The organism is Paenimyroides tangerinum (genome assembly GCF_003865405.1).
Lineage (GTDB): Bacteria > Bacteroidota > Bacteroidia > Flavobacteriales > Flavobacteriaceae > Flavobacterium > Flavobacterium tangerinum.
In genome coordinates this window covers 1-20,616 of record NZ_RQVQ01000018.1, presented here as the reverse complement: position 1 = coordinate 20,616, position 20,616 = coordinate 1, and the positions used below count along the sequence as shown (strand labels likewise).

The following is a 20,616-nucleotide window of genomic DNA, read 5'->3' as shown; positions in this document are numbered from 1 at the left end:
TTACTTTTTTCGTTCAACCATTTCTAGTTCTTCTAAAGCTACTTTTGAAGTAAAAATTCCGTAATTAACCGTTGCCTTATTTTTTTCTATTTGGTCGATTGTTCCAACTGCTTTTCCATCAATCATTCGTACTCGGTCGCCAATTTTTAAAATAAAGTTTGATTTATTCGCTTTTTCTTCAATGGCTAATTTAGCCTTTTTCTCTTTCTTTTCAACACGAATTTGCTCAACTTTAACTTCTACTTCTTTTAAAATTTCTTTTTCAATTACTTCTTTGGCTTTCTTTTCCTTTACGGTTACTTTTTTGCGTTTTGAATTCTCTATTTCAACCGTTTTTAAAACTTCACCTATAAGTGTTTTCTTATCTTTATTATTAAAATATTTTTCAGACAAATCATCTAATCGTTGACCTAAATAAATCAGTCGCTGATTGGCATCGTACAATTCTTGATAACGTTCTAATTTATCTTGAATTTTAGTATTTGTCGATTCTAATTTTTTACTTTCTTCTCGCGCTCTTATTTCTTCTTCTTTTAATGTTTGAGATGTTTTTTCTAATTTAGAACGTTCTTTTTGAAGATTAGCAATGGTTTTGTCAAAACGAACTTTGTCTGTTTCAATTTTCTTTTTAGCACGATTAATTAATCCATATGGAATTCCATTTTTCTGAGCTACTTCAAAAGTAAACGAACTACCTGCTTGACCTAAACTCAATTTATACATTGGTTCTAATGATTTTTCATCGAAAAGCATACTCGCATTTGTCGCATTTGGCAATTCGTTCGCTAACATTTTTAAATTGCTATAATGCGTGGTAATAATCCCAAATGATTCGCGATCGTATAACTCTTCTAGAAAAACTTCTGCCAAAGCACCTCCTAATTCAGGGTCTGAACCTGTACCAAATTCATCAATTAAAAAAAGCGTTTTATGATTTGCTTTCTTTAAAAAGTAATTCATATTTTTTAGACGGTAACTGTAGGTACTTAAGTGATTCTCGATTGATTGGTTATCTCCAATATCGGTTAAAATTCTATCAAAAAAGAAGGTTTCACTACGTTCGTGAACAGGAATTAAAATTCCTGATTGCAACATCAATTGTAGTAAACCAATGGTTTTTAAAGTAATACTTTTTCCTCCTGCATTTGGACCTGAAATTACAATAATTCGATTTTCATTGGTAAGTTCAATCGTTTGTGGATAAGTAATTTTTTTCTTTGCTTTATTATTAAGGTATAAAATAGGGTGGAAGGCTTCACGGAAATACAAACGTTTGTCGTTGTTTATTTTCGGAAGAATCCCGTTTATTCGAGTTGCATATTTTGCTTTACCTGAAATGACATCTATTTCTGCTAAAAATTCTTGAAAATCTTCTAATTCATTAACGAAGATTCGAACATCATTCGTAAGATTTTTTAAAATTCGCATTATCTCTTCGCGTTCTTCAAATTCTAAATTAGAAAGTTCGCGCGTGAATCTAAAAGTTGTTTCAGGTTCCATATAAACGATACTTCCCGTTTTAGATTGTCCTAAAACTGAACCTTTGACTTTTCTACGATACATTGCTAAAACCGCAAGAACACGACGATTATCAACGATAGTTTCTTTGATATCATCTAAATATCCTAAGCTATTATATTGCTGTAAAGCAACTCCGAAACTTTGATTTATTTTTCCACGAACTACATTTATGGTTTGTCTAATGCTTTGTAAATTAACTGAAGCATTATCTTTTATTTCACCGTATTTATCTAAAACTTGTTCAATTTTCTGAAGAATGATTTTGTTTACTTCTAATTCACTACTTCTTTGATTTAATTTAGGATAATAATCTTCAAACTTTTTTAGATATAAAATCAATTCATTGGCTGTTGTAACCAATGTTGCAATTTTTTTGAAACTGCTTGCATCTAAATAACTATCTTCAATTTTAAGAAACTTTAATTCGTGCGAAATTGCATCAAAATAATGATTTGGAATTGCATTGTTATTTGTGAAACTCGAATTATATTCTGAAGTTTGAGAAAGCTTATATTCTAGTATTTCCTGATTTGGAAAAGGTTCAATCTCAAGAGCTAGTTCTTTTCCCATTTCGGTTGTACAATAATTTGAAATGGTTTCTAATACAGTTAAAAATTCTAAATCTTGTAAGGTTTTATGATGAATAGATTTCATACTTAATTTTAAATCGAATAAGTACAAAAATACTATTTATTTATGAGAGAATTATAGATAAATTGTATCTTGCTAAGATAATATTTTAGTTATGTTTTTAAAGATTCCTGATGCTTGGCAATTTGTTTTAGATACTGAAAAACAAAATGAAAATTTTGAAAAATTAGATAAATTTGTTTTTGATGCTTATCAAAATGCAAAATGTTTTCCGCCAAAAGAAATGATTTTTTCTGCTTTTGAATATTGTAAACCCGAAGATGTAAAAGTGGTAATTTTAGGTCAAGATCCATATCACGGTTTTGCTCAAGCAAATGGATTGGCTTTTTCTGTTTTTGATGGTGTTAAATTTCCGCCTTCATTAATTAATATTTTTAAAGAAATCGAGTCCGATTTAGATTTACCGTTACCAATTTCTGGTAATTTAGAACGTTGGGCGGAGCAAGGTGTTTTACTATTAAATGCGACATTAACAGTTGAAGAATCTAAAGCAGGAAGTCATCAAAAACAAGGTTGGGAGACTTTTACAGACGAAGTGATTCGAAAAATATCAGAAGATTATGATCATATTGTTTTTATGCTTTGGGGAAGTTTTGCTCGTAAAAAAATGAGTTTAATTGATTCTGAAAAACATTTGGTTTTAGAAACTGGACATCCTTCACCATTAAGTGCAAATCGCGGACATTGGTTTGAGAACAAGCACTTCAGTAAAGCAAATAAATATTTAAAGAAAAATAAACGTAAACCTATTGATTGGTAATTCTTAAAAACTTATTTAAATTGTTAAAAAATCAATTTTTTTATTTATATTTATTAAAAAATTGAAAATATGAAAAAAAATCCAGGATTGTTGTTGCTTGTAGGAATCATATGTTTGGTTGCTGGAGCTTATTTTTATTTCCAAATTGATGGAGATGCTATAAATAAAGAAAATCTTGAAATTGCAACTTCAGCAACAAGTGCAGAGGAAGCTGCTAAGTTAATTGCTGCAAATAATCAAAATGAAGTAGGAGGTACTAGTTTGGCTATGTTTCTACTAGGTTTTGGAGGTGTTATTACGATATTCTCTGCAATTGCATTAGTAAAGAAAAAATAGTTTTTATTAATTACTAAGTTTAAAAAAAAAACACCTTCAGAATTTATAATTTTCTGAAGGTATTTTTTTAGTTTGATTTTAACTCAATTCGATAATTTACTTTATCCCAATCGATACGTTTAAAATAATTATCGATATAATCGCTTTTATTGTTTTTGTATTTTAAGTAATATGCGTGTTCCCACATATCAATATTCATCAAAGGATAACCTTTTTCGGTTTCAAATGACATCAATGGATTGTTTTGATTTACCGTTGTAGTTATTTTAAGATTTTGATTTTCTGTAAGAACTAACCAAACCCAACCAGAACCAAATACATCAAGCCCTGCTTTTTTGAATTGCGTTTTAAACGCTTCAAAAGAACCAAAATCACGGTTGATTAATTCAGCAATTTTTCCTGTTGGTGTTTTTTCTTTTTCTTTAGTCAAAACCTCCCAATACAAATTGTGATTGTAGTAACCACCTGCATTGTTAATCAAAGCTTTTTTTTCTGAATCCAATGAAGTTAAAATTTCTTCAATAGATTTTTCTTCCAAATCAGTTCCTTTAATTAACTCATTTAGTTTTTCTAAATATCCTAAATGATGTTTTGAATAATGCGTTTCTATAGTTTGCGCATCTAAGTTTGGTTCTAAATCCGAATAATTAAAAGATAAACCTTTCATTTTGAAAGAACCGTCTTTAGCAACTACTTTTGTGGGAGAATTATCAACTTCTTCTTCAGTAGCATAAACACTTTCTGGGATTTCAACTTCATATAATTCTTCTTTTTTTCCACAAGAAAAAAGGATAGATGAAATTGTAAACATTAATATCAAACGTTTTGTTTTCATAAATCGATTGAATTAATCAGATTGATGTACTTTATTTTCGCTTCTTCTTTCGAAAGATGACTTATTTGTTGCCAAGCATTAAATTTAAAAGCTCTAATAATGTCTTCGTTATTTGGAATATTAAATTGATGAACACTACCAGCTGTAGCTTGTTTATAAAATGCGTAAATTAATAATTTAATATCTACCGCTAATTCTTTCTCTGTTTTAGATGCCTTTTCATACGCTTCTTCAAAAGCTTTTTCAATATCCATATATCTAAAATTAAAAGATTATTTAAAAGAGATAACGGTTTTGTTTCCTTTTGCTTTTTGATTAAGTACAACATTAACTTTAGTTCCGATTGGTAAATACAAATCTACTCTTGAACCAAATTTGATAAATCCTGCATCTTCACCTTGAATTGCACGATGTCCTTCTTTTGCGTAATTTACAATTCGTTTTGCTAATGCACCTGCAATTTGTCTATACATTACTTCACCGAAAACTGGATTGTCAATTACAACAGTTGTTCTTTCGTTTTCTTCACTTGCTTTTGGATGCCAAGCAACTAAATATTTCCCTGGATGATATTTACTATATTTTATGATTCCGTTTAATGCATATCGTGTAACGTGAACGTTTACAGGAGACATAAAAATTGAAACCATTAAACGTTTGTCTTTGAAATATTCAGGTTCGTAAACTTCTTCGATTACTACAACTTTTCCATCAACAGGTGCTAATATTGTATGATCTTTGATATCATCGACATTACGTTTTGGATTTCTAAAAAATTGTAAGACAATAATCAGAAAAGCTGCTGCTATAACTTGAATTGTTTTTTTTAACCAATCAATCGGAATGAAAAAATCAGTTAAAAGAATAATTACAACTGTAATGAAAACTGATGCTAATATAATTTTTGCTCCTTCTTTATGAAACATTATTTCAGAATTAAATAAATTAAAAATAAAAATGGTGTTGCGAATATAACGCTGTCTAATCGGTCTAAAATCCCTCCATGTCCTGGCATGATAGAACCGCTGTCTTTAATATTTGCTTGTCTTTTGAATTTGGATTCTACTAAATCCCCAATTGTACCAAGTGAACTTACCAAAACTGCTGTTAGAAGCCAAGTTTTTAAATCAAAAAAGGTGAAATAAATGCTTAAAATATAACTCGCAATTAAAGTGAAAATCAATCCACCTATAAAACCTTCAATTGTTTTTTTAGGTGACATCTTTTCAAATAGTTTTCTTTTTCCAAAAGATTTGCCACAAATATAAGCAAAAGTGTCGTTATTCCAGATTAAAATAAACATTCCTATAACAATTTTTGGTTCGTAACTTTTATGAATTAACGGTAATTGTGTTAAAATCAAAAAAGGGAAAATTACATAACCAAGTAAGAATAGGTATTTTATAACTTTATTCTTGTAAATTTTGAAATCACCTTTGAATAGATCAAATATTAAAAATATTAAAAAAGGAATTTCAAAAATAAGAACATATGGAATCAAATTTTGAAAGAGAATTGTATTATTTATTAACGGAAAAGTAAAAAATATTCCGATTAAAATACTTCCAATTAGGTTTGTTGAATAGAGTTTGCTAAATTCATAAATCCCAACGAATAGAAAAAAAAGCATTAATAAATCAAAAGACCAATTTGAATATAAAGTTGCTCCGATTAATAATACGATGTAAACAATTCCGGAAATTGACCTCGTTAAAGTTTCAGACATATTATAAATCTTCTAATAGTAATAAATATAAATTTTTTGGAGCAATTCCGTACTGTAAAAAATTATCGTTTACTACTTCTTTAAAATTTTGTAAGGTTGTTATATTCGAAGGAATATTAGAACTATATCTGTATTTAATACCTCTTAAACCATCACTTTTAGAACGTGTAATTTGACTTGTTTTAGCAATTACAATAATGTCTTTTGGTAGTTCATTCGATTTGTGGTGAAGAAACTGATGGGATGAGAATAAAATGGATCCATCGTCAGCAATTAAACTTTCACAAGTACAAAGAAAAAATATTGGATTTACAATATTCTGAAAAAATATTCTATTTTCGATTAAAAAGGGTTGTAAGTTTTTTTCGTATGTAATTGCTTCTTTTTCGAACCAATCATTTTCTTGTAATATACTGATGAAATTTTCATGTAACTCTATTTCGTTTTCACAATAGATAAATTTCCCACCATTATTTTTAAATTTAAAGGTGAATAGTTCATCAACCGGTATTTCAGGATCGGGAAAGTATTTGCTCTCATTATTTTCGGAAGACTTATCTTCTTTCATCGATGGTACAAAGTTCCCTATTATCTTTTTAAAAAAATTCATGTCAAGTAATCTTCAATTATTGGAGATATTGTAATATTCAAAGATAAAAAAAATCTTAGCTCAACAAGATGTTAAACTAAGATTTTTTATAACTATATGTATGTAGTTGTTTTTAAACCGTTTCTACAATAATTTCTTCTTTAGAAAATGGTCTTTTTCCGAAAATTGTTTCTAAATCTTCTTTAAAGATAACTTCTTTTTCGCAAAGTAAATCGGCAAGTTGAATTAATTTATCTTTATTCTCTGTCAATATATCGATTGCTCTTTGATATTGACCTTCGATTAAATCCGAAACTTCTTTGTCAATTAGCTTTGCAGTGTCTTCTGAATATGGTTTAGAGAAATTGTATTCACTTTGTCCTGACGAATCATAATAAGTGATATTTCCTAATTTTTCGTTCAAACCGTAAACAGTTACCATTGCTTTTGCTTGCTTGTTTACTTTTTCTAAATCGCTTAATGCTCCAGTAGAAATCTTGTCAAAAATCACTCTTTCTGCAGCTCTTCCGCCCATTGTAGCACACATTTCGTCAAGCATTTGTTCTGTTCTAACGATTTGTCTTTCTTCTGGTAAATACCAAGCTGCTCCTAAACTCATTCCACGAGGAACAATTGTTACTTTAATAAGTGGTGCTGCATGTTCTGTTAACCAACTAACTGTTGCGTGACCGGCTTCGTGAATTGCGATTGCGTATTTTTCTTCTGGTGAAATGATTTTATTTTTCTTTTCTAAACCTCCAACAATACGATCGACAGCATCTAAGAAATCTTGTTTGTCAACCATTTTTTTGTTTTTACGAGCAGCTGTTAATGCAGCTTCGTTACAAACATTTGCAATGTCAGCTCCAGAGAATCCAGGAGTTTGTTTTGCTAAGAAATCAACATCTAAATCATCAACCTTTTTGATGCTTCTTAAATGTACTTCAAATATTTGTTTACGTTCACGAACATCCGGAAGGTCAACATAAATTTGTCTGTCAAAACGTCCGGCACGCATTAAAGCTTTATCTAAAATTTCAGCTCGGTTGGTTGCAGCTAAAACAATTACGTTTGTATTAGTACCAAAACCATCCATCTCAGTTAATAACTGATTTAATGTGTTTTCTCTTTCATCATTTGAACCTGACATATTACTTTTTCCACGTGCACGACCAATAGCGTCAATTTCATCAATAAAGATGATAGCAGGTGATTTTTCTTTTGCTTGTTTGAATAAATCTCTAACACGAGAAGCTCCCACACCTACAAACATTTCAACGAAATCTGAACCTGACAAAGAAAAGAATGGAACTTTAGCTTCACCAGCAACAGCTTTTGCTAATAATGTTTTTCCTGTTCCTGGAGGTCCAACTAATAATGCTCCTTTTGGAATTTTACCTCCGATAGATGTATATTTTTCAGGATTTTTTAAGAATTCAACAATTTCTTCAATTTCTTCTTTTGCTCCTTCTAATCCAGCAACGTCTTTGAAAGTTACGCGTGTGTCTGTTTTTTCATCGAATAATTTAGCTTTAGATTTTCCGATTGAAAAAATTTGACCACCGCCACCGCCAGCACCACCGCCAGACATTCTTCTCATCATAAAGAACCAAAAACCAATAATTAAAATAACAGGTAATAACATCGTTAAGATTTCTCCCCAATTACTTTCTGCTTCAGAACCAAATTCTTTTAGTTTTCCTGATAAATGAGCTTCATCTAATTTCTTTTGAAATAAATCAGGACTTGCAACATCAACAATGTATTGTGGGCTGTCATTTTTTCTGCCAAAAAGATTCGGAAGGTTTTCTGATTTATTGTCAGTTTTTTCAGCTGCTTCTTTATTTAAATAAATTTTGGCTGTGTTTTTGTTGAAAACCACTTTTTCAACTTTATTTTCATCTAGTAAATTATAGAATTTAGATAAACTAATTTGTTTTGAATTTCCTGAACCACCTGAAGTATAACTAATTCCTATGATTATTAATATAATAACCGCATAAAGCATCCAAGGGTTGTAACGAGGTTTATTTGATTTTATTTGCGACATATTTAATTTATTGTTTGGTCTGTTTTAATGGTTGTGATTTCTGCGTCACCCCATAAATCTTCTAAATTATAAAATTCTCTTGTTTCTTTTTGAAAAATATGAACTACAACGTTTACGTAATCCATTAATACCCAATTTGATAATTCTGTTCCTTCAACGTGCCAAGGTTTGTCACTAGTTTGTTTCGAAACAGTTCTTTGAATTGATCCTGCAATGGCATTAACTTGAGTGTTTGAATTTCCATCGCAGATAATGTAATAATCAGCTGATCTACTATCGATATGTCTCAAATCCATAATCGTAATATTTTCTCCTTTTACATTTTCAATGCCATCAATAATTAAAGCTAAAAGCTCGTCGTAGTTATTTTTTCTAGTCATTTATATTTCTTTAATAACAAAAGTAATTTAAGCAAATTTATTAAAATCAAACGTTAATTAAGCTTAATTTTGTCTCAATCTACATTTAATATTTTCTTAATGGATATAATCAAACTCAATGCCATACCTTCAACCAATGATTATCTGAAAGAATTGGCAGTTACTAATACTTTGAATGATTTTACAATTGTCGTTGCTGAAGTACAAACAAAAGGGAAGGGGCAAATGGGTGCAGTTTGGCAAGTTGAAGCATCTACTAATTTAACCTTCAGTGTTTTGGTAGGTTACGGGCTTTTGTCTATTGACGATATTTTTACAGTAAACGTTTCAATTGCGAATGCAATACATAAAGTTTTGTTAAGTTTTGGATTAAAGGATGTTTTTGTAAAATGGCCAAACGACATTATGTCATGTAATAAAAAAATTGGTGGTATTTTAATTGAAAATAGCTTAAAGTCAAATGGTGAAATTCAATCTATAATTGGTATTGGTATAAATGTCAATCAGACTAATTTTGATGGTTTGCCTCAAGCAAGTTCTATTCTAAAAGCAAATGGAATTATAGTTGATAAACAAGATTTAATGATAAAAATTGTCGAAGTTTTTAAAGATGTAATTTTAAATTTAGATTCTAATAAAAAGCATGAGTGGGATTATTATCATCAAAATTTATTTAAAAAAAATATCCCAGTTACTTTTGAAATCAAAGAAGGTCTAAAATTTACCGGAATGATAAAAGATGTAAATCAATTGGGGCAACTTGGTGTTTTAAATGAAGCTGGAGAGTTAATTTATTTTAATCTAAAAGAAATAAAAATGTTGTATTAAAATTTATATTTTTTTACTCACAAATTCTTTTATTTCAGCAATCACTTTTGAATCACCTAAAATTTTTCTATGACCTAATTTTTCTGTAAGTAAAAGTTTTGAATTTTTGGCGTTTCTATGAATGTTTTCTGATGCAGAATATGGTACATCTAAATCGTTTTTATCGTGAATAATAAAAATAGGTATTTCAATTTTTTTTATTTGTTCGTGAACGGTATAATTTTCAATTTTTTTATTGTATTTTGCCTCAAAAGCTTCTTTAAGTTTGTGTGCTATTTTTTCGTTTAAACCAATTGTTTTGACGAAATCTTTAATGATATTTATGATTTCGTCGCCACTTCCAATGGTTATTGCTTTTTTAGCTTTGAAACCGCGTCCCAAAACGTTTATTGTTGACATCGCGCCTAAAGAATGCCCAATAATTAAATCAAATCCTTTATAGTAACGTTCTAAAACAAATGCAGCTTCTATAAAATCAGTCATCACTGTTGTGTTTTTAGATGATTTTCCATGACCCGGAGCATCAAAACTTACAACCGTATAATCTAAATCAACTAATTCTTTTGCTATCGAAACTAATTGAGTTCCACGTCCATTCCAGCCATGTATTAGTAAAGCTTTTTTTGAACCATTTCCATTTTCGTAGACCATAAAATCTTTCTTAGCTTTTGGAAGTTCCAACGGGAAAATTTTAGATTTTTTTTCCATATTAAGTTCCCTATTTGGTGTAGGAAATTTAATCGGTGTGATAAACAATTTCATTGCAAATTGAACAGCTAATTTATCCGAAAAAAAAGAAATTAGTTTTGCAGATCTCTTAATGTATTTAGGTGTTTCTAGAGATTTTTTTAGCTTGGTCATTGTTTTAAAATGTTTTTGCAAATTTATTTAAATGATTTAAAATATATCGATTCTGTTTTAAATGTTTTTTTCGTTTTATTGATTTTTTTTTACAGCAAGAAATTTTATCGCTACTAAAATAACAGATTATTTAAAAAAAAGATGAAATCAATAAACTTGATTTCATCTTTATGATATTATTTCTCGTCATTTTTTATAGCTTGTACATCTTTTCTAACCTCGTCAGTTAATTTTTTGATGTCTAACATAACTTTTCTTAAACGAGTTCCTGCAGCCTTATTTCCTTGAGTATAAAATGATTCCGCTTCTTTGTGTGCCTGATTGTGTAATTCAGTCAATAAATTTAATTTTTCCATTTTTACTATTATTTTAAAAAGTCCTTATTTTTAAGGGGTTCACAAATATAAATAATAATTTTTGAAAACCATTTTATTTAAAAAAAATTGATTTTTGTTGTTTTATTTTCTCGATATATTTTGATCTTAATATGGGATTTGTGTCAATTGCTCGAAAGAACTTTATATTAAATGTTTTCAAAGTTTTTTTAGAGACTCAAACTTTAAAATTGATATCATTTTAATTACTAGTATAGGATTGTGTATTAAGCTTTGTGTCTTGATTTTTAATTCTTTTTATTTATAGTTTTAGTGAATTTTATAATTGTAATATTTTGTATTTTCTTTAATTATGTGGCTTATGTATATTTGTCTTTTAATTTTGGTTTAAATTTAAATTTTTTAAAGTGGATGTTTTTTATGCTAAAAACATTTATTAATTTGTATTATTTATTATCAAAACATACGGAAATTTAACTAACGATATTATTGAACAATTAAAACAAATTGTATCTGAATCTTTTGTTGAAAAACCTTTCCTAGTACAGCTCATTAAAAACATCGTTTTGTACCAAACTAAAAAAGATAAGTTTGAATTTCACATATTAGTTCCGCTTTGTAATGAAGTCCCAGAGCGACATTGCTTACATTCCTAAGGCCAAATACTTTTGATCCCAAAATGTGTGTTATATCCGCATTTACATTATGAACGTTTGGTTTTTTTAGTGTCTAAAAAACAATCTAAATAGAGTGCAGAAGAATGCTAGGAAAATAACTGATGATCAGCTTAATGTTTTGAATCAAATATTCGAAGATATCACTAGTCTTTCAGAGTCAGAGATATATAATAAACTAAAAGAAAAAGACAACACTTTAGCGATTGGACAAAGAACAATAACTCATTATAAAAGAGAATTTGTTGTTGGAAATTTTAAAGAAAGATATATCGATGAAAATTAATTTTTTTGTACAATTCAATTATTTGTTTGATACAATTCATTTTTGCGATTATAAGTAAAAAAACCAAATAAAAAAATGTTTCATAAATATCAATCTAAAGAATTTAAAAATTCATTTAAAAGTTTGGTGTCTTTTTTTGAAAGTTGACTTCTCATATTTTCAATTTCTAATAAGCTTTTACGCATCGAATCAATTGTGAGAAAATAGTTGACGTTACCACCATTTTGGTATAAATATAAATCGCAGATTTGTCCTACTAAATTATAAACATGTATTTTTAAGTTGTCGTTTTGAAAACTTGGAACCTTATTTTTCAAGTCGCTACAATAATTTGGCATATATTGCTCTATATCTTCATTCAATTTGGATTCGGCTGCCAGATTATTTATATCAACTTGTAAAGATTTATATTCAGAAATATATTCAGCTGATTCAACTCCAGTACCATTCCAAATATCGTCAGAAGTACTTTCGTTAGTAACTTCTTCTATTATATCCTGATTTTCAATAAATATACTAGCTTCATTATAAAACTTTTCGAAAGCTTTAGCTAGTTTTTTTCGTTCAGTTTTATTTATAACTTTAGATTTGAAAGCTTGTTTTAATAAATCATTAGATTGCGATTTTGCAAGTTCTATAACCAGTTCTCGACTATATTCACTCTCCTTATTTTCAAAAGAAAAATCTTCATAATACAATCTACATCCGATTGTAGTAAAGCGCTCTGCAAGATTTTTTAATTTTGTATCTAATTCATTGAAATATAAATAAGAATTACATAGCGGATCTAGATTATAATTATTGTAGAAATTACTTGTCGGAGGTAAAATAGTTTTATCGTAATCAAAAACGTGATTTTCTTCATCACTTATTCGTTTCAAAAAGTCATTATAATTATTTTCAGCCAGAATATATTCAGAATCAAAATCAAAAGAATTTTTAATATCAATGTTTTTAATTTCGTTAAGAACAATCATATTATCTAAACTTTCTGTAAAACTAAATCCTAAAATCAGACCATCAATATTGGAATTTGGAAAAATTATTTTTACATTTTTATTTTTATTAGTGGTATCTATACAAACACAATTGACATTTGTAATTATTAAATTATCATTAAAAATGTCGGATTTTAATGTGTAATAATCACAAGCGAATCCTAAAAACGAACCTTTTTTATTTAATGATTCAAATGTTATTTTTGAACTTAACAAGCTGTCGACCACTTTCACTCGGTTAAATAAATGCGCTTCTTTACTAACTGATATTTGATTGTTTTCAAAACCAAATTGACTTAATTTTAAAATCTTTCCTTTCTTAAAAAGTGATAAATCCGTTTTTAAATAAGGAGAATATATATCTGCTAACCCAATAGATTCGGACGAAGCAACATATAAATTTATTTTTAGATTTGTGAAATCTGAATTTAGTTCCTTTTCATTAATCAATCCATAAACATATTGTTTGTCAAATGTTAGTTGGTTGTTTTGAGCGAATATTAAATTACTAAAAAAAAATAAAAAATAGGTTAATATTACTTTCATGAAGCTGTTGTTTAGTGGTTGGTGATATTCATAACTTTCAGAATATCAGTCTAAATATACAAAAAATATTTAATATTTTAACAAAAAAAAACTGCCTCAAAAGAATTGAGACAGTTATTATAAAATATGTATTTTAATTATTTTCTTGAAATAACTTTTTCAGCTTTTTCAATAATAGATTTAGCATTTAAACCGTATTTTTCCATTAATTCTTCTGGAGTTCCAGATTCACCAAAAGTATCGTTAACAGCAACAAATTCTTGAGGTAACGGATTGTTTAAAGCTAAAACGCGAGAAACAGATTCTCCTAATCCACCTAAGAAATTATGTTCTTCAGCAGTTACAATACAACCTGTTTTAGCAACCGATTTTAAAATCGCTTCTTCATCCAAAGGTTTGATTGTGTGAATATTAATAACCTCAGCAGAAATTCCTTTTGCTTCTAAAGCTTCAGCAGCTTCAAGAGCTTCCCAAACCAAGTGACCCGTTGCAACAATAGTTACATCAGTTCCTTCGTTAAGAACAATTGCTTTTCCGATTACGAAAGGTTCGTCAGCAGGCATAAAATTAGGCACAACCGGACGACCAAAACGTAAATAAACTGGTCCGTTGTAATCAGCAATTGCTAAAGTTGCTGCTTTTGTTTGATTGTAATCACAAGTATTAATAACTGTCATTCCTGGTAGCATTTTCATCAAACCGATATCTTCTAATATTTGATGTGTTGCTCCATCTTCTCCCAAAGTTAAACCAGCGTGAGAAGCACAAATTTTCACATTTTTTTCTGAATAAGCAACCGATTGACGGATTTGGTCATATACACGACCTGTTGAAAAGTTTGCGAAAGTTCCTGTAAATGGAATTTTACCTCCAATTGTTAAACCAGCAGCAATACCAATCATATTTGCTTCTGCAATTCCGATTTGAAAGAAACGCTCAGGATGATTCTTTTTGAAATCGTCCATTTTTAAAGAGCCAATCAAATCTGCGCAAAGTGCAACTACGTTTTCATTTTTTTGTCCTAATTCAGTTAATCCAGCTCCGAAACCAGAACGTGTATCTTTACTACCTGTATTTGTATATTTTTTCATTTTCTTTTAGTCTAAAGAATTTAAATATTCATTTAAAAGTTTTGTGTCATTTTTCGAAAGTTCACCTCTCATATTTTCGATTTCTAATAAGCTTTTACGCATCGAATCGATAGTTCCAAAATAGTCAACACTTCCTCCATTTTGGTATAAATATAAATCGCAGATTTGACCTACTAAATTATATACGTGTTTTTTTAAATTTTCGTTTTGGAAATTAGGAACATTTTGTTTCAGCTCAAAACAGTAATTTGGCATCAAATTTTGAATTGAATTGTCTAATTGCGTTTCAGCAGCTAAAGAAACATTATCAATGTACATTGATTTATAATCAGAACTATAACTTCTATATCCGTAATCAACTTCTTCTGCTGTAGCCCAAGTTTCTGTAGGAATAGCTTCTTCTACGTAAGTTTTTGGCACATAAGCTGTTGCATCGGTATATAATTTATTAAAAGCTTTATTTAACTTTTTAGCCTCATCTTTGCTTATGATTTTAGATTTTTGACCTTGCTTCACCATAACTTCACTTTGTTTCATAGCTATTTGAATAGCTTGCTCTCGTGTCATATCTGGTTTTCGGTCATAATCAGAATCTAAAGTAGATAAATCACACCCCAAATTTGTAAATTTATATGCGTAATTTTTGGTGTTTTCTTCTAATTCTTGAAAATATTCATAATTGTTACAAAGTGGATCATTATAATAATTATCATAATATGGATCGTTATCTGTAGTGACAACATTTTCTTCAATAGTTGAAAACGCATGTTCTTCTAATTCTTTTTCTTTTAGATATAAATTATAGGCCGTTTCTTGCTTTTTATACTCTTCATTGAAATCAAAATCTACTTCAATATCTACTTTACGAATCGCATTCAATGAAATTTCTTCACCAGGATAATCAACATGACCGTAAGCTAAGATCAACCCATCCATATTTGCATTTGGCAATAATGCTTTTAGGTTTTTAACCTTATTCGCAGAATCAATACACAAACAAACATTTTCAGTAGCTAAATTAGATTCTTCAGGAGCATCCGATTTAATCGTATAAAAATCACAAGCTAATCCCATGAAGTTACCTTTCTTGTTCATACTTTCAAGAACGATATTGGACTTAAAAAAATCTCCAATACTTTTCATTTTAGGAAATGTATATTCAATTGCATCGTTAACGATTAAAGACCTATCAAAACCTAAAGCATCTATTTTTAGATATCTACCATTATTAAAAAATGCAAAATCATTAGTAGAAACAAATGTATTTGATTGAATGAAATTAAATTTACGCGATTGATCTAAATAATAACTAATCTTCAATTTCGATTCTTCATTATTTGGACTTTTATAGCTATAATCTAAAACATTATCAAAAACAATTTGTTTTTTTTGGGCATAACCACTAAAGGCTAAAACTAATGCTGAAACAATAATGATTTTTTTCATAAGTTGGGTTGGTTTTGGTTAAGATAAGAAATTAATAATCTCCTAAAGTTTCTGGGTTTTGTGCTAAAGCATTTTCTAATTGCTCGTTATTAGGAGCTTTTCCGTGCCAAGCGTGTGTGTGCATCATAAAATCAACACCATTACCCATTTCTGTATATAATAAAATAACTGTTGGCTTTTCTTTACCTGAAAGTGATTTTGCTTCGTTTAAACCTGCAATAATTGCTTCTAAATTATTACCTTCTTTAACTTCAAGAACATTCCATCCAAAAGCTTCAAATTTAGCTTTTAAACTTCCCATTGGTAAAACTTCATCCGTTGAACCATCGATTTGTTTTCCGTTTAAGTCAATTGCAGCAATTAAATTATCAACTTTTTTTGCTGATGCATACATAATTGCTTCCCAATTTTGACCTTCTTGTAACTCACCATCACCAAGTAAAGCAAACACAAATTTGTTGTCTTTGTTTAATTTCTTAGCTTGAGCTGCACCAATCGCAACAGAAAGTCCTTGTCCTAAAGAACCTGATGCCATACGAACTCCTGGTAAATGGTCGTGTGTAGTTGGATGTCCTTGTAAACGTGTATTGATTTTACGGAAAGTTGCTAACTCGCTAACTGGAAAATAACCACTGCGAGCCAAAACACTGTAGAAAACAGGAGAAATATGTCCGTTTGATAAGAAGAAAATATCCTCATCTTTTCCGTCCATCTCAAAACCTTCTTTGCGCTCCATAACTGATTGATAAAGTGCAACTAAAAACTCAGCACATCCTAAAGAACCACCTGGGTGACCTGAATTTACGGCGTGAACCATTCTTAAAATGTCTCTTCTAACTTGAGTTGTAAAATCTGTTAATTGTTGTGTTGTAGGTTTCATTTAGAAATTTAAATAAATTATAAAACAAAGATAGTTATTTTATAAAAACTAACAATTTAATATATTCATCAAACTGAAAATGTTTTTATTGCAAATGGTTATTTACCTTTGTGTTGAAAAATTGGTTTATGAAAGAATTTTGGAACAATTACATAGAAGCTTACAAAGGTTTATCTAACGCTACTTGGATTTTGGCTTTGGTTATGTTTATTAACCGAAGCGGTGCAATGGTGGTTCCGTTTTTAGGTGTTTATTTAACTAGTCAATTGGGATTTTCGCTTGATAGAGCCGGAATTGTATTGAGTTGTTTCGGAATCGGTTCAATAATTGGAGGTTTAGTCGGAGGATTTTTAACGGACAAATTTGGTTCGTTTAAAATTCAAACTTTGAGTTTATTTGCTTGTATTCCAGTTTATTTATATTTACCTGAATTAACTACGTTTTCGTCTTTATGCTTGGGAATTGGTTTATTGTCTTCAATAACCGAAATCCTTCGCCCAGCAAATAGTGCATCGGTTTATAACTTTGCTAAACCCGAAAACTTAACCCGTGCTTTTTCATTAAATCGAATGGCATTAAATTTAGGATATTCTATTGGTCCGGCGATTGGTGGATTTATCGCAGCTTATTCCTTTAGTTGGTTGTTTTACACCAATGCGATTATGATTTTTTGCGCGGGATTGGTTTACTTTTTTTATTTTAGAAATCGAATTGAAAATCCAAAACAAAATCAAAGTGATTTACGTGAAGATAAACCTGTGGAACGAAAATCTGCTTATACCGATGTGAAATACATTTGGTTTAGTGTGTTTGTCGCGTTTTATGCCTTTTGTTTCTTTCAGATTTTAAACTTATTACCACTTTTTTATAAAGATGAAGTTGGATTAAGTGAACAAGAAATCGGTTTATTAATTGCGTTTAGTGGAGTTATTGTTTTCCTTCTAGAAATGATTATTGTACATTGGATTGAACATAAATACACCATTTCTAAAATATTAATAATCGGAAGCGTTTTATGCGGATTGACTTATTTGGTTTTAATTCCTTCCCAACATATTGTAATGCTTTATTTTTCAATGTTTTTACTTTGTATTTCCGAAATATTAGTAATGCCTTTTACAGCAACGGTTGCCGCTAATCGTTCTAATCATTTAAATCGAGGTTCGTATATGGCTTTGAATGCAATTTCGTTTTCAATCGCAAATGTCTTTGCACCTTTAGTCGGAACACGAATTGCAAGTAATTATGGATTCAATGTACTTTGGTTAACCAACGGTGCTTTAATCTTTTTTGCTTGTTTAGGATTTTATTGGATTATGAAAAAGATGTAATTTTGAGTATGGAAGTTTTAAAAACAACGGATTTACAAATCGGATATCAAAGCAATCATTCTACAAAAATTATTGCTTTTGACATCAATATTAGTTTACATTCAGGAAAATTGATTTCGTTAATTGGAAGCAACGGAATAGGAAAATCTACTTTTCTAAAAACCATTTCAGGAATCATTCCTGCATTAGATGGTTCGATTTTTTTAAATGATCAAAAAATATCCAATTATACAGCTACTGAACTTGCAGAAGTATTGAGCTTGGTTTTAACCGAAAAATTACCAACAAGTTCATTAACTGTTTACGAATTGATTGCTTTAGGACGTCAACCTTATACCAATTGGTTAGGAAAATTATCACCCGAAGATGAAATTAAAATCGATAATGCGATGCAATTAACGCAAATTAATGATTTAAGAAGTCGAAAATATTACGAATTAAGCGATGGACAATTTCAGAAAGTAATGATTGCACGAGCAATTGCTCAAGATACCCCGTTTATTATTTTAGACGAACCTTCGACACATTTAGATTTATTTCATAAAGTTTCTCTTTTCAAACTTTTACAAAAACTGGCACACGAAACCAATAAATGTGTTTTATTTTCGACTCACGATTTAGATTTAGCCATTCAATTGAGCGATGAAATTATCTTGATGAAAGAAAACATCTTTAAACACAATTCCCCAAATGAATTAATCAATCAGGGAATTTTTGATAATTTTTTTAACGATGATTCGATACGTTTTGACCGAAATACAAAACAATTTATTTTAAGATAACATTTCTGTTGTGTTTTTCATTTTTGGAAATATTGGCCATTGTAAATTCGATACGTTTTTCGAAATTATGTTTACGAAGCGGACAATCTGTTTTTGTACAAATCTGACACGAATATTCCTTACAACTATCCAAATGAACAAAAACTTCGATACGGTCACCAAAATGATCTTTAACCAAATCTTCTAAAGCATCAACTTCTGCGTGTCCTTCCTGGATATTAAAATACCAAGGCACAGTCATATGGCAATCGATATGCAGCGTACTTCCGTATTTAATGATTCGTAAATTATGTAAATCTATCCAATTAGGACGTCGTACTTTATTTAAAAAAACAACCAATTCTTTTAGCAGAACTTCATCGGTTTCATCCATAATCCCAGAAACAGCTTCGCGCAAGATTTTATAACCTGTAAAGATGATAAAACCAGCAAAAAGTAAAGCAACTGCGCTATCTAACCAAGGCAAATCTGTAAAATACATCACAATCAAACCAATGATAATTCCAACCGTTGAATACGTGTCTGATTGTAAATGTTTACCACTTGCAATTAAAGCTAACGAATTGTTTTTCTTACCTTTTTTAACCGCAATCATTCCAACAAAATAATTGACAATCGCAGTTATAGCAATTAAATAAATTCCGTAATCTAAACTTGAAATAAATTTTGGATGTTGCAAATTTAAAATCGCTTCATAAATAATAACAACTCCAGCAACACTTATCAAAGTTCCTTCAATTGAGGCAGAAATAAATTCAACTTTCCCGTGTCCGTACGGATGATTTTCGTCTCTAGGAAGTGAGGACAAATACAAACTGTATAAACCAATGAATCCGCTAACAACGTTAATAACACTTTCCAAAGCATCGGTTAAAACCGCAACCGAATCGGTTATATACCAAGCAATAAATTTAATTACAAACAACAAAACACCAACAACAGCAACAATTTTTTGAAACTGATAATTTTCTTTAGCTGCTAAATTTTGTGCATTTATCATTTTATAATTCGTTTAATTCTTCAACCTCGCCTGGTTGTAAACCTTGTAAATAATAATCTCCGATTCGAACGCGAACCAATCTCAATGTTGGAAATCCTACTGCTGAAGTCATTTTACGAACTTGACGATATTTTCCTTCACGTAAAGTAATCGAAACCCAAGAAGTTGGACCGTGTCTTTCATCTCGAATTCGTCTTCCAGCTCCCAACCATTCTGGCTGACCTTCTAATTTGAATGCTTTGCAATTTTTCGTTAAGTATTTTGTTCCATTAAAACCAATCAAAACACCATTTTTCAATTGTTCAATTGCTTCATCTGTAATAATTCCATCAACTTGAGCATAATATTCTTTTTCAAAATGTGAACTTCTAATTTTTTCGCTCATCAAACCATCCGTTGTTAGAAGCAATAAACCTTCCGAATCTTCATCAAGTCGACCAATTGCCATTGTCCCTTCAGGAAAAGGAAAAAGTTCACCTAATTTCTTCTTATTACGTTTTAATTCATAAACAAACTGTGAAATATATCCGTGTGGTTTATGTAATTTAAAATGTTGATGCATTATTCAATATATTTTTTCAAAGGTACAAAATGTATGATGTTTTATCTTGATTAAAAACCATACTTTTACTTTATGATTTTGATTAAATGGATATGCAAACAAAAAGTTCAGTATAAGTTAAGCTACATTTTTGTAAACATTATTTAAG

General features: G+C 29.6%; 22 protein-coding genes and 1 pseudogene. 6 read left to right on the top strand and 17 right to left on the bottom strand.

The window, feature by feature from the left end; all coding sequences use genetic code 11:
- Positions 1-2,175, bottom strand: a complete 2,175-nt coding sequence (locus EG240_RS09265) for an endonuclease MutS2 (protein ID WP_125019115.1) — start codon at positions 2,173-2,175, stop codon at positions 1-3.
- 91 nt (positions 2,176-2,266) lie between these two features.
- On the opposite strand from EG240_RS09265, the gene ung reads away from it, so the two are divergent.
- Together ung and EG240_RS09255 are read left to right on the top strand one after the other, a co-directional pair.
- Complete coding sequence (ung, locus tag EG240_RS09260) at positions 2,267-2,932, top strand: uracil-DNA glycosylase (protein ID WP_125019114.1); 666 nt, start codon at positions 2,267-2,269, stop codon at positions 2,930-2,932.
- A gap of 69 nt (positions 2,933-3,001) precedes the next feature.
- Complete coding sequence (locus EG240_RS09255; RefSeq protein WP_125019113.1) at positions 3,002-3,268, top strand: hypothetical protein; 267 nt, start codon at positions 3,002-3,004, stop codon at positions 3,266-3,268.
- Positions 3,269-3,335: 67 nt separating this feature from the next.
- On the opposite strand, the gene EG240_RS09250 is transcribed toward EG240_RS09255, so the two are convergent.
- From EG240_RS09250 to rsfS, 7 genes are all read right to left on the bottom strand, one after another.
- Positions 3,336-4,079 carry a superoxide dismutase gene (locus tag EG240_RS09250; protein ID WP_235830362.1) on the bottom strand — a complete coding sequence of 248 codons (744 nt, stop codon included), beginning with the start codon at positions 4,077-4,079 and terminating at the stop codon, positions 3,336-3,338.
- A gap of 20 nt (positions 4,080-4,099) precedes the next feature.
- Complete coding sequence (locus tag EG240_RS09245) at positions 4,100-4,357, bottom strand: acyl-CoA-binding protein (protein WP_125019112.1); 258 nt, start codon at positions 4,355-4,357, stop codon at positions 4,100-4,102.
- Between the two features lie 18 nt (positions 4,358-4,375).
- A complete protein-coding gene (locus EG240_RS09240) occupies positions 4,376-5,029 on the bottom strand; it encodes a phosphatidylserine decarboxylase family protein (RefSeq protein ID WP_125019111.1) in 654 nt (217 codons plus the stop codon).
- Complete coding sequence (locus tag EG240_RS09235; RefSeq protein WP_125019110.1) at positions 5,029-5,829, bottom strand: phosphatidate cytidylyltransferase; 801 nt, start codon at positions 5,827-5,829, stop codon at positions 5,029-5,031. The genes EG240_RS09240 and EG240_RS09235 overlap by 1 nt, the downstream gene beginning before the upstream one ends.
- A 1-nt stretch (position 5,830) precedes the next feature.
- A complete protein-coding gene (locus EG240_RS09230) occupies positions 5,831-6,439 on the bottom strand; it encodes a lactate utilization protein B/C (protein WP_125019109.1) in 609 nt (202 codons plus the stop codon).
- A gap of 112 nt (positions 6,440-6,551) precedes the next feature.
- Positions 6,552-8,468, bottom strand: coding sequence for an ATP-dependent zinc metalloprotease FtsH (gene ftsH / locus EG240_RS09225; RefSeq protein ID WP_125019108.1), 1,917 nt, complete (start codon positions 8,466-8,468; stop codon positions 6,552-6,554).
- 2 nt (positions 8,469-8,470) lie between these two features.
- The gene (gene rsfS / locus EG240_RS09220) at positions 8,471-8,848 is read right to left on the bottom strand and encodes a ribosome silencing factor (protein ID WP_125019107.1); all 378 of its coding nucleotides are present in this window, start codon (positions 8,846-8,848) and stop codon (positions 8,471-8,473) included.
- A 99-nt stretch (positions 8,849-8,947) separates the two neighbouring features.
- Between rsfS and EG240_RS09215 the strand changes: the two genes are divergently transcribed.
- Positions 8,948-9,676 carry a biotin--[acetyl-CoA-carboxylase] ligase gene (locus tag EG240_RS09215; protein WP_125019106.1) on the top strand — a complete coding sequence of 243 codons (729 nt, stop codon included), beginning with the start codon at positions 8,948-8,950 and terminating at the stop codon, positions 9,674-9,676.
- A gap of 3 nt (positions 9,677-9,679) precedes the next feature.
- Here EG240_RS09215 and EG240_RS09210 read toward each other — a convergent pair whose 3' ends face one another.
- The 3 genes and pseudogenes from EG240_RS09210 to EG240_RS16690 all read right to left on the bottom strand — a co-directional run.
- A complete protein-coding gene (locus EG240_RS09210) occupies positions 9,680-10,537 on the bottom strand; it encodes an alpha/beta hydrolase family protein (RefSeq protein WP_125019105.1) in 858 nt (285 codons plus the stop codon).
- 176 nt (positions 10,538-10,713) lie between these two features.
- Entirely contained in the window at positions 10,714-10,893 is a 180-nt protein-coding gene (locus EG240_RS09205; RefSeq protein WP_125019104.1) for a histone H1, read from the bottom strand.
- 496 nt (positions 10,894-11,389) lie between these two features.
- Positions 11,390-11,575: pseudogene (locus EG240_RS16690) on the bottom strand (IS1595 family transposase); the annotation flags it as partial.
- A gap of 47 nt (positions 11,576-11,622) precedes the next feature.
- On the opposite strand from EG240_RS16690, the gene EG240_RS09195 reads away from it, so the two are divergent.
- The gene (locus EG240_RS09195; protein ID WP_125019103.1) at positions 11,623-11,832 is read left to right on the top strand and encodes a hypothetical protein; all 210 of its coding nucleotides are present in this window, start codon (positions 11,623-11,625) and stop codon (positions 11,830-11,832) included.
- 89 nt (positions 11,833-11,921) lie between these two features.
- Here EG240_RS09195 and EG240_RS09190 read toward each other — a convergent pair whose 3' ends face one another.
- From EG240_RS09190 to EG240_RS09175, 4 genes are all read right to left on the bottom strand, one after another.
- Positions 11,922-13,376 (bottom strand): hypothetical protein, encoded by a 1,455-nt coding sequence (locus EG240_RS09190; protein ID WP_125019102.1) that lies wholly within the window; start codon positions 13,374-13,376, stop codon positions 11,922-11,924.
- Positions 13,377-13,513: 137 nt separating this feature from the next.
- Entirely contained in the window at positions 13,514-14,467 is a 954-nt protein-coding gene (locus EG240_RS09185) for a transketolase family protein (protein WP_125019101.1), read from the bottom strand.
- A 6-nt stretch (positions 14,468-14,473) separates the two neighbouring features.
- Complete coding sequence (locus EG240_RS09180; protein WP_125019100.1) at positions 14,474-15,913, bottom strand: hypothetical protein; 1,440 nt, start codon at positions 15,911-15,913, stop codon at positions 14,474-14,476.
- A gap of 31 nt (positions 15,914-15,944) precedes the next feature.
- The gene (locus tag EG240_RS09175) at positions 15,945-16,793 is read right to left on the bottom strand and encodes a transketolase (protein ID WP_125019099.1); all 849 of its coding nucleotides are present in this window, start codon (positions 16,791-16,793) and stop codon (positions 15,945-15,947) included.
- A 128-nt stretch (positions 16,794-16,921) separates the two neighbouring features.
- Between EG240_RS09175 and EG240_RS09170 the strand changes: the two genes are divergently transcribed.
- Together EG240_RS09170 and EG240_RS09165 are read left to right on the top strand one after the other, a co-directional pair.
- Positions 16,922-18,124 (top strand): MDR family MFS transporter, encoded by a 1,203-nt coding sequence (locus EG240_RS09170; RefSeq protein WP_125019098.1) that lies wholly within the window; start codon positions 16,922-16,924, stop codon positions 18,122-18,124.
- Between the two features lie 8 nt (positions 18,125-18,132).
- Positions 18,133-18,906 carry an ABC transporter ATP-binding protein gene (locus EG240_RS09165; protein ID WP_125019097.1) on the top strand — a complete coding sequence of 258 codons (774 nt, stop codon included), beginning with the start codon at positions 18,133-18,135 and terminating at the stop codon, positions 18,904-18,906.
- Here EG240_RS09165 and EG240_RS09160 read toward each other — a convergent pair.
- Positions 18,893-19,906, bottom strand: coding sequence for a cation diffusion facilitator family transporter (locus EG240_RS09160; RefSeq protein WP_125019096.1), 1,014 nt, complete (start codon positions 19,904-19,906; stop codon positions 18,893-18,895). The genes EG240_RS09165 and EG240_RS09160 overlap by 14 nt on opposite strands.
- Before the next feature lies 1 nt (position 19,907).
- Positions 19,908-20,468, bottom strand: a complete 561-nt coding sequence (locus EG240_RS09155; RefSeq protein WP_125019095.1) for a pseudouridine synthase — start codon at positions 20,466-20,468, stop codon at positions 19,908-19,910.
- Positions 20,469-20,616: the final 148 nt, after the last annotated feature.